General features: G+C 37.8%; 3 protein-coding genes. All 3 read left to right on the top strand.

Going from position 1 to position 6,978, the window contains the following annotated elements:
- The first annotated feature begins 545 nt into the window (after positions 1–545).
- From Q8P68_04345 to Q8P68_04355, 3 genes are read left to right on the top strand one after another with little or no spacing between them, the layout of a single operon-like run.
- Positions 546–2,009 (top strand): methyltransferase domain-containing protein, encoded by a 1,464-nt coding sequence (locus tag Q8P68_04345; GenBank protein MDP4008393.1) that lies wholly within the window; start codon positions 546–548, stop codon positions 2,007–2,009.
- Between the two features lie 14 nt (positions 2,010–2,023).
- Entirely contained in the window at positions 2,024–5,470 is a 3,447-nt protein-coding gene (locus Q8P68_04350; GenBank protein MDP4008394.1) for a glycosyltransferase, read from the top strand.
- 56 nt (positions 5,471–5,526) lie between these two features.
- Positions 5,527–6,768, top strand: a complete 1,242-nt coding sequence (locus Q8P68_04355) for a class I SAM-dependent methyltransferase (protein ID MDP4008395.1) — start codon at positions 5,527–5,529, stop codon at positions 6,766–6,768.
- Positions 6,769–6,978: the final 210 nt, after the last annotated feature.

Genomic DNA, 6,978 nt, shown 5'->3' on the forward strand with positions numbered 1-6,978 from the left:
TTTGGGTTGTCATGTTCTGAAAGGTTAATTTATGTCTACAGCATAACAAGAAACTCACTTTTTACCCACAGCTACGTGAAACAGATCCGTATTTCAAGTGCTGTCTTGTTTTCCAGCCTGGTTATTGCACATTTTTGACTGGCTCTATCGACCTGTACGGAAATTATTGGCTTTTGTTGTGAGAAAATCATACTGTCGGTTTCAAGATGCCATGCTATTTGACGTTCGTTATCTTTCCCTCAGTTCACCGGCTATCTGCTGCGGCGACCAATCTTCTTCAAGTTTTTCAATGACATGTTTTTTCAGTTTTTCTTTTCTGTTCAGTTTGCATCGATTTCCTTTATTCATTTGCCTCTTTTCATGTCTTGCCTGTGCTATTTCAGCCTTGTGCCAGCGTTCGTGAAGGCTTTTGTTTCTCCTGATTTCTTCGCTGTTGGGTAGATAAAAGTCAAATGTAAAATCTTGCTTTATATTAAAAAGCAACTTGCAATTCAGCTGCCGGATAGGTAAAAGTCAGATATGATAAATTCGCATAAAATAAATCTATGAATGATGTGGGGACGGAAATTATCGATGAAAAAGACGTGCTGGAAAGAGTTGAAAATGAGCTCGCTAAAATCAATGCAAGAGAAATAAAGAGCCCTGCGTTTTATAACAAAGAATCGCATAGCCTACCTCTTGTCGCACATGAAAAGTCACAATTATTATGGAGAATGGGACATTATATTAATAAACGGTTCAATAGTAAAGGAGTGGAGAAGGTGTTCAAATATTTGGCTAAACATTTTGTCAGAATCATTCCAAGAACTAGGAGATATTATGTCTTGGAGGATTTTTTACAATATTATGATGAGCAGTTTTTAAATAATGCTTATAAACTTATTTTGGGCAGAGATCCGGATCCTAAAGGTGCAAAGGAGTATTTGATTGCACTGCGCAATGGCACGTTGAACAGAATGAGAATACTTGAACGACTCAGATACTCTAAGGAAGGGAAAATAAAAAAAGTTAAGATAAGAGGCTTATTGTTCAAGCGTATCATGAATATGGTCTATAGCTTGCCGATTATTGGATATATAATTCAGATCATTTTTGTGATTATTAAATTCCCAATCATTATAAGAAGCGCAGAAAGATATGAAGCGTTTGTAGGTACAAAATTTACGGAATACCAATCGGATTTTCACGAACTGTCAGATAAGCTTTCAAGACAGGGTGACCGTGCCGATCTGCTAAGTGAGGAGCTTGCGACAAAGGCATCGGTGCAGGATGTGTATGGTGTGAAAGAGGAGCTTGCGACAAAGGCAAATATAGTCACTTCTGAAGAATTGAAAAAGTTGGAAGAAGAAAGTCATGAGCTGGATAATTTTTATTTGGCTTTTGAAAATCATTTTAGGGGTACGAGAAGTCAGATTAAGTTGCGTGCAGAAGAATATTTGCCAATTGTGCGGGAAGCATGCACAGGCATGCAAGACGCAACGGTAGTGGATATAGGATGTGGTCGAGGCGAGTGGTTGGAAATATTAAAAGAAAATGGTATATCTGCACGTGGGGTTGATTTAAACAAAATAATGATAAATGAATGTTTAAATAGAGGCTTTGATGTTATAGAAGCTGATGTGATAAAATATTTCGGTTCTCTGGATAATAAATCTGTGGGAGCGATTACAGGGATGCATATAGTTGAGCATTTACCATTTGAGCAAATTATAAAGCTTTTTGATGAGGCGTATAGGACGCTAAAGGATGGCGGAGTACTGATTTTAGAGACTCCAAATCCGGAGAATTTAATGGTTGGAGCTTGTAATTTTTATACCGATCCAACTCATGAACGCCCTATCCCACCGTTAACAATTCAGTTTATAGCCGAAGAAAGAGGGTTTGGAAAAGTTTCTATTATGCGTTTAAAAAAAGATAGAATTGCGGAGCCACCTTCAGGAATGGATCCTTTGTTGCAAGGGATTTTTTATGCGGCACCGGATTATGCACTGGTCGCTTACAAAGTTTAACTAAAGTTCATATTATGAGCAATAAGTCGATATTTTATTTTTTAGATTTCATATGTGATTGTAACACAAATACGGGAGTTCAACGTGTTAGTCGCAGTTTGGCAAAAGCACTTATTGAAAGCGGGCGTAAGCTTATTTTTGTACGATGGGATGAAAGGGGAAAAAGTATTAGAATCGCCTCTCAAGAGGAGGTGAAAATTCTTGAAATGTGGAATGGACCGAAGATTTCCGAGTGGGTCGATTTGTCTAAACATCCATCTAAGGCATATGCATCGGAATCTCTTCATGAATCACGTTTTGCAAATGATATGAAAGGAAGTTGGTTGCTTGTTCCGGAAGTGACGCATATTACGAATTTATCTTACGCTCCAACGGATGAGCTGATAAATTATGCCAAAAGAACGGCAATGAAAACGGCGTTTATTTTTTATGACGCAATACCGTTCAAGCTTGATGAGTATCATGAAATGAAAGATAAACATGCTAAATACATGCAAGATATTGCTCTGGCGGATTTAATTTTGCCAATTTCTGAATTTGCGAGTGATGATTTAAAGACTTACTATTGTGAGCGAATGTTTTTTAGCGAAAAAACTTTGCCATCAATTATTCCTCTCCCGCTTGCGGGAGAGTTGCCAAATGTGAAAAGAGTACATGAATACAGTGAGCCGGATAAAGATAAGCGTATCATTCTATGCGTTGGTACTATTGAAAAGCGTAAAAATCAAACGACATTACTGGATGCTTTTAATACATTTTGCTCAAAGAATCCGGAGATGGATATAGACTTGGTACTTGTTGGAAACTTACATCCTACGATATCTCCATATTTGACTCAAATGACGGAATCGAATCCTTATATCAAATATTTGAAATATGTTCATGACGATGAACTTCAAGCTTTATACAAGCGAGCGCTTTTTACGGTCTTCCCTTCTCTTGAAGAGGGTTTCGGACTCCCTATAATTGAAAGTCTTTGGTATGGGAAACCCTCTGTTTGCGCCGATTTTGGAGCAATGAAAGAAATAGCGGACGATGGAGGATGTTTAGCGGTTGATGTGAGTTCTCAAAAAGCATTGGGCGCTGCAATTGAAAATATGTTGCAGGATCATGATTTGCGTTCAAGACTCGGTAAGGAAGCTACTGCAAGAAAAATAAAAACATGGCAAAGGTACTCCGAGGAGATGCTTGCGATATTTGAAAAATATGATGATCCAATGACAAAATTGAATAAAATTTATTATTTAGCGGATCATACTTGTTCGTATCCGCGTAATACAGGGATTCAGCGTGTCACAAGGATGCTTGCAAGTTCTTTGGAAAGGCTTGGCGCTCCTATGCAAATAGTGAAATGGAATCATGAAAAGAACGAGCTTATGAGTTTGGATAAACAAGAAAAGGAGCATTTATCACTCTGGAATGGCCCTGAATTTTCTTTAGAGAATGACGTTTTATTTGAAGACTTGGCCGGTAGCTGGTTATTTGTTCCTGAATTGACAACATATGCAGGTGGTGGTTTTATGGCAAGACTTATTAATTTTGCGCGAGAGCATTCTATGAAGGTGGCTATTGTGTTTTACGACGCTATTCCTCATAAACTTAAAGAGCTGTATCCACCTGAGGCAACGAGTGCGCACAGGGAATATATGAATGCTCTGGGTTTTGCAGATCACGTGTTTTGTATTTCTGAAACATCAAAAAATGATTTATTGGATTATTGCTATAAACTTGATACGTATTTTAATGATCTTATCAAGAAAATTCACGCAACTCCATTGGCAACTGAATTTTTGGAAAGGCCACGTATTTTATCTCATGGGGAAAAGCAATCGAATACGGTTAAAATACTTGCGGTTGGTACTGTAGAGCCAAGAAAGAATCATAAAACTCTTTTGAAGGCATTTAATAAAATGTGCGAAGAGCATCCGAAAAATAATTTTGAACTTATTCTGGCCGGTGGGGCTCCATTTCCGGAGCTTGAAAAAATGGTGGAAGATGCGAAAAAAGAAAATAAATCAATCAAATGGTTACGAGAAACGAATGATGAAGAATTGAGTCGTCTCTATGAAGAGTGTGATTTTACGGTTTATCCTTCGATTGAAGAAGGTTTTGGATTGCCGATTGTAGAAAGTATATGGCATGCAAGGCCGTGTATTGCTCATAATCAAGGGGCGCTTGAAGAGGTGGCGAGAGATGGTGGATGCATTGTAATTAATATGCATGAAGTTATTGAACTTAAGGATGCGATGACTAAATTGGCTTTAAATAAATATGCACTCGCAGGTCTTGCTAAGAAAGCTAGAGAGAGACGTATGAAAACATGGGATGATTATGGTAAAGAAATTGTTGATCATCTCGTTGGAGATGTGGTAAAAGGCATTCAATCAAAGAATTGTGAGAAATCAGATCACGCTAATACGAAATTTTATCGCCCTTTGCTTTCTATTTGTGTGACAACTTACAATCGAGCCAAATGGCTTAATATATCATTGGCCGTGTTGATGAAGCTTACCGAGCCATATCGTGATATTGTAGAGGTGATAGTATGTGATAATGCGTCGACTGATAATACGGCGGAAGTGGCTCAACACTATGATGGCGTTGAGAATTTTCAATATTTTTGCAATCCAGTGAACGTAGGCATGCTTGGTAATCTTCATGTAACGGCTCGTCATTCGTCAGGACAATATGTGTGGTTGGTTGGTGATGATGATATTATCAAGCCTAAAGCGATAGAGTGTATAATAAAAGCGATTCTTACTTATCCTCGTTTAAGTTTGATATATCTGAATTATGCTTATACAACTCAGAATAGTCTGGAATCAAGCGATGACTTGGATTCTTTCATATCTCATGGCATACCGATAGTGCCGGCATCATCCGATTTTTATGGAAAAATTAAGGAAATAGCTCCAAACAATGAAAATTTCTTTACAGCTATTTATGCTTGCGTTTTTCGTCGTGACCATGCTTTAATGGCTTATTCGCAAGACACCATGGGTCGCCCGTTTTCATCGTTATTAACATGCGTTCCAACCACTTATCATGTTTGTAATAACATGTTTGATGAATTCGGTTATTGGATTGGTGATCCGGCATTGGTTGTAAATATGAATGTTTCTTGGGGTAAATATGCGACGTTATGGAGACTTGAAAGAATCCCGGAAATCTATGCTTTAGCTCAAATGAAAGGGGCTTCACCTATCAAAATGGATGGATGGCGTACCAATAACTGTAAAGACATAACATATTATTTGAATGAGATTTATTTTAATGATATTGCGAAAAATTTGCCATATTTCTCAATTGAAAGATTTATATTGAATAATAAACATTTAGAGGTATTTAAGGCTCAGTTGCCGGAAATTAAAACTATTTGTAAAAAAGCTTTTACGGCTGGAAGTTTTGGCCAATTATCGCCGGATGAGGTGTTTTTTAAGTTTGACTTATCATATCTTTAGATAAATAATGTTTTAGGTCTTTTTTAAAAGTATTTAAATAATAAAAATACATATATATGGATGAGTATACGGAAATAGGGCAGTGTCGTATCGGTGGTGGGAAGAACTTGATTTCAGTTTTAAATCTTGGAAACCAAGTTCTTACGGGAGTATTTCCCAAGACTGTGTCTGACGAAATAACTTCAGGGCCGCTTGATCTTGTATGGTGTCCCGACAGTGGGCTTTTGCAATTACGTCATTCATACAATCCAACGGAAATGTATGGTGAAAATTATGGTTATCGTTCCGGATTAAACCAGTCCATGGTTAATCATTTAACGGAAAAAGTCCGATATCTTGAAAGACTGATCGAATTAAATCCAGGTGATATAGTACTGGACATAGGTAGTAATGATGCAACCTTGTTAAAAGCATACGGTGCAAATGGAATCAAAAGAGTGGGGATAGATCCGACCGGTAATAAATTTTCAGAATATTATACGGAAGATATTCAGCTGGTACCGGATTTTTTTACAGCTGAAAATTATAAAAGTATTAACTCGGAGCCGGCACGGATTGTGACATCAATAGCGATGTTTTATGATCTTGATGCTCCTGTAAAATTTGCTAAAGAGGTAGAGTCTATTCTTCATGACGATGGTATTTGGCACCTTGAGCAAAGTTATATGCCTTCAATGCTTCGTCTCAATTCTTATGACACAATATGTCATGAGCATTTGGAATATTATTCACTTGGTGTTATGGAGAAAATTATGAAGGCGGCGGGACTAAAAATTGTTGATGTTGTCATGAATGCGATAAACGGTGGAAGTTTTGCCGTAACGGTAGCTAAGATTGGCAATAAAAATATACCGCAGAATCTGGTAGTGGTTAATTGGTTACTTGAGCAAGAGGATCGTATGGGTCTGAATACGCCACGTCCTTATCGTGATTTTGAAGAGCGAGTGTTCAGGCATAGAGACGACTTGATAAGACTTGTTAGAGGATTGGTCGCAAGTGGAAAAACAATCCTTGGTTACGGAGCATCCACAAAAGGAAACGTATTGTTGCAATTTTGCGGTTTGACCGCAAAAGATATTCCTGCGATTGCAGAGGTGAATCCGGATAAATTCGGTTGTTTTACACCGGGTACGCATATACCTATTATTTCCGAGCAGGAGGCCAGGGCAATGAATCCGGACTATTTTTTGGTTCTCCCATGGCATTTCAAAGAAGGTATTCTCCGGCGCGAAAAGGAGTATTTGAAAAATGGTGGAAAATTAATCTTCCCATTTCCGGAGATTGAAATGTCAGCATAATACCTATACATGAGTCACATATTTACATTAATTTCGATATTGCTTTTTTTGATATTGTATTCGAATTTACGGGATAAGGGAATTTTTTGCGGGCTGATGTTATGAATTTTCGAGTAAATAATGCATCATCTTTTGCTTCCTTTTTTTCGCCAATCCTCTGTGAACCCCCAGCTTGCCTTTCCAGTGTGCAAAGGAACCATCACAGCTGTT

The organism is Candidatus Peregrinibacteria bacterium, from assembly GCA_030700255.1.
Lineage (GTDB): Bacteria > Patescibacteriota > Gracilibacteria > UBA1369 > JABINC01 > JABINC01.

Bases quoted from the DNA above. Each gene is read 5' to 3' on its own strand.
- Q8P68_04345 (MDP4008393.1), top strand. From the start codon at position 546: ATGAATGATGTGGGGACGGAAATTATCGATGAAAAAGACGTGCTGGAA.
- Q8P68_04350 (MDP4008394.1), top strand. From the start codon at position 2,024: ATGAGCAATAAGTCGATATTTTATTTTTTAGATTTCATATGTGATTGT.
- Q8P68_04355 (MDP4008395.1), top strand. From the start codon at position 5,527: ATGGATGAGTATACGGAAATAGGGCAGTGTCGTATCGGTGGTGGGAAG.